We start from the raw sequence: 3,172 nt of genomic DNA on the forward strand, positions 1-3,172 counted from the left end.
GGTGAACTCCTCGTGCCTGAGCGAGCGTACGAGGAGGTCCCGGTTGGTCGTCGGGCCGTGGATCACCGCCCGTTCCAGGGCGCCCGCGAGGGTGCGCAGGGCTTCCGCGCGCGTGGGGGCGTGGACGACGGCCTTGGCGAGCATGGGGTCGTAGTGGACGCCGATGTCGTCGCCGTCGGTGTAGCCGGTGTCGAGGCGGATGCCGTCCGGGACGGTGAGGCGGTGCAGGGTGCCGGTCTGGGGGGTCCAGGAGTGGGCGGGGTCCTCGGCATACAGGCGGGCTTCGACGGCGTGGCCCCGCGCGCGCGCGGGGTCGTTCTCCAGGGCGTGGCCCTCGGCTGCACGGATCTGGAGGGCGACCAGGTCGAGGCCGAAGAGCGCCTCCGTGACGGGGTGTTCGACCTGGAGGCGGGTGTTCATCTCCAGGAAGTGGGCCCGGTCTCCGGAGACGAGGAACTCGACCGTGCCCGCGCCCACGTAGTCGACGGCTCGGGCGGCCCGTACGGACATCGCGTACAGGGAGTCCGTCAGTTCGGGGGACAGGCCCGGTGCCGGGGCCTCCTCGATCACCTTCTGGTGGCGGCGCTGGAGGGAGCAGTCTCGGGTGCCGAGCGTCCACACCGTGCCGTGGGTGTCGGCGAGGATCTGGACCTCGACGTGACGGCCGCCCTCCAGGTAGGGCTCGACGAAGACCTCGCCGTCGCCGAAGGCGCTGAGGGCCTCGGCGCGGGCCGCCGTCAGCTCCGCCTCCAGGTCCTCCAGGTGTCTCACGATCCGCATACCGCGACCGCCGCCGCCCGCCGCCGCCTTCACCAGGACCGGCAGGTCGGCCTCGGTGACGTCGGTGAGCGGTTCGAGGCCCATCAGCTTCTTGGCCCGCGTCTTGGACGCCATCGCCTCGATGGCCTCCGGGGATGGTCCGATCCAGACGAGGCCCGCGTCGAGGACGGCGCGTGCGAAGTCCGGGTTCTCGGAGAGGAAGCCGTATCCGGGGTGGACCGCGTCCGCTCCGGCGTTCAGGGCGGCCTTCACGATCAGGTCACCGCGCAGGTACGTGTCCGCGGGCGCCGTACCCGGCAGCCGTACCGTCGCGTCGGCCACGCGCGCGTGGAGGGCGTTCTCGTCGGCGTCGGAGTGCACGGCGACCGTTCGGATTCCCGACGCGTGGCAGGTGCGGAAGATCCTGCAGGCGATCTCGCCCCGGTTGGCGACGAGCAGACTCGAAATCATGGACCTCACATCCGGAAGACGCCGAAGCCACCGCGCGCGCCCTCGTAGGGCGCGGTGTGGATGGCGGACAGGCACAGGCCGAGGACGGTGCGGGTGTCGCGCGGGTCGATGACGCCGTCGTCGTACAGCCGCCCGGACAGGAACATCGGCAGTGACTCGGACTCGATCTGCTGTTCCACCATGGCGCGCAGGGCGGCGTCCCCTTCCTCGTCGTACGGCTGTCCCTTCGCGGCCGCCGACTGCCGGGCGACGATGGAGAGGACCCCGGCGAGCTGCTGCGGGCCCATGACGGCCGACTTGGCGCTGGGCCAGGCGAAGAGGAAGCGCGGGTCGTAGGCCCGGCCGCACATGCCGTAGTGGCCGGCGCCGTACGAGGCGCCCATGAGCACGGACAGGTGAGGGACGCGGCTGTTGGAGACGGCGTTGATCATCATCGCGCCGTGCTTGATGATGCCGCCCTGTTCGTACTCCCTGCCGACCATGTAGCCGGTGGTGTTGTGCAGGAAGAGGAGGGGGATGTCCCGCTGGTTGGCGAGCTGGATGAACTGGGCGGCCTTCTGGGACTCCTTGCTGAAGAGCACCCCCTGGGCGTTGGCGAGGATGCCGACCGGGTAGCCGTGGAGGGTCGCCCAGCCGGTCGCGAGGCTGGTCCCGTACAGCGGCTTGAACTCGTCGAAGTCGGAGGCGTCGACGACGCGGGCGACGACCTCGCGCGGGTCGAAGGGGGTCTTCAGGTCGCCGGGGACGATGCCGAGGAGTTCGTCCTCGTCGTACTTGGGGGGTGCGGCCGGGCCCGGATCGCCGTACGCCTTGCGGTGGTTGAGACGGGCGACGACGCGGCGCGCCTGGCGCAGGGCGTCGGGTTCGTCTACGGCGAAGTGGTCGGCGAGGCCCGACACGCGCGCGTGCATGTCGGCGCCGCCCAGGGATTCGTCGTCGCTCTCCTCGCCCGTCGCCATCTTCACCAGCGGCGGGCCGCCGAGGAACACCTTCGCCCGCTCCTTGACCATGATCACGTGATCGGACATGCCGGGGATGTACGCGCCACCGGCGGTGGAGTTGCCGAAGACGACGGCGAGGGTCGGGATCCCGGCGGCGGAGAGGCGGGTGAGGTCCCGGAAGGCGGCGCCGCCCGGGATGAAGATCTCCTTCTGGGAGGGCAGGTCGGCCCCGCCCGACTCGACGAGGCTGATGAGGGGCAGCCGGTTGGCGAGCGCGATGTCGTTCGCCCGCAGGGCCTTCTTCAGGCTCCAGGGGTTGCTGGCGCCGCCGCGTACGGTCGGGTCGTTCGCGGTGATCACGCACTCCACGCCCTCGACGACCCCGATACCGGTGACGAGCGAGGCGCCCACCGTGTAGTCGCTGCCCCAGGCGGCGAGCGGGGACAGCTCCAGGAAGGGTGTGTCGGGGTCCAGGAGCAGCTCGATCCGCTCCCGGGCGAGCAGTTTGCCGCGCTTCCGGTGCCGCCCGACGTACTTCTCGCCGCCGCCCGCGAGGGCCTTCGCGTGCTCGGTGTCGAGCTCGGCGAGTTTGGCGAGCATGGCCTCGCGGTGGGCCCTGTAGTCGGGACCGTTGGTGTCGAGGGCGGAGCTGATGACCGTCACAGGAGGTTCTCCGGGATGTCCAGGTGGCGGGAGCGGAGCCATTCGCCGAGTGCCTTGGCCTGGGGGTCGAAGCGCGCCTGGGAGGCGACGCCCTCGCCGAGGATTCCCTCGACGACGAAGTTGAGGGCGCGGAGATTGGGCAGTGCGTGCCGGGTGACGGTCAGGCCGGCCGTCTCGGGCAGGAGTTCGCGGAAGCGGTCGGTGGTGAGGGTGTGGGCGAGCCAGCGCCAGGCGTCGTCCGTGCGGGCCCAGAGGCCGACGTTGGCGTTGCCGCCCTTGTCCCCGCTGCGGGCTCCGGCGACCAGACCGAGGGGGGCGCGTCGGGTGGTAAGGCCGAG

General features: G+C 71.3%; 3 protein-coding genes. All 3 read right to left on the reverse strand.

Annotated elements, in window-relative coordinates:
* A partial coding sequence (locus tag FNH04_RS43650) for an acetyl-CoA carboxylase biotin carboxylase subunit (RefSeq protein ID WP_152791782.1) occupies positions 1–1,230 on the reverse strand: 1,230 nt, incomplete at its 3' end.
* 5 nt (positions 1,231–1,235) lie between these two features.
* Positions 1,236–2,834: an acyl-CoA carboxylase subunit beta gene (locus FNH04_RS43655; protein ID WP_322725582.1), complete on the reverse strand. Its 1,599-nt coding sequence runs from the start codon at positions 2,832–2,834 to the stop codon at positions 1,236–1,238.
* A partial coding sequence (locus FNH04_RS43660; RefSeq protein WP_456154890.1) for an AtuA-related protein occupies positions 2,831–3,172 on the reverse strand: 342 nt, incomplete at its 5' end. The genes FNH04_RS43660 and FNH04_RS43655, both read right to left, overlap by 4 nt.

This window comes from Streptomyces phyllanthi, assembly GCF_009377205.1.
GTDB lineage: Bacteria > Actinomycetota > Actinomycetes > Streptomycetales > Streptomycetaceae > Streptomyces > Streptomyces phyllanthi.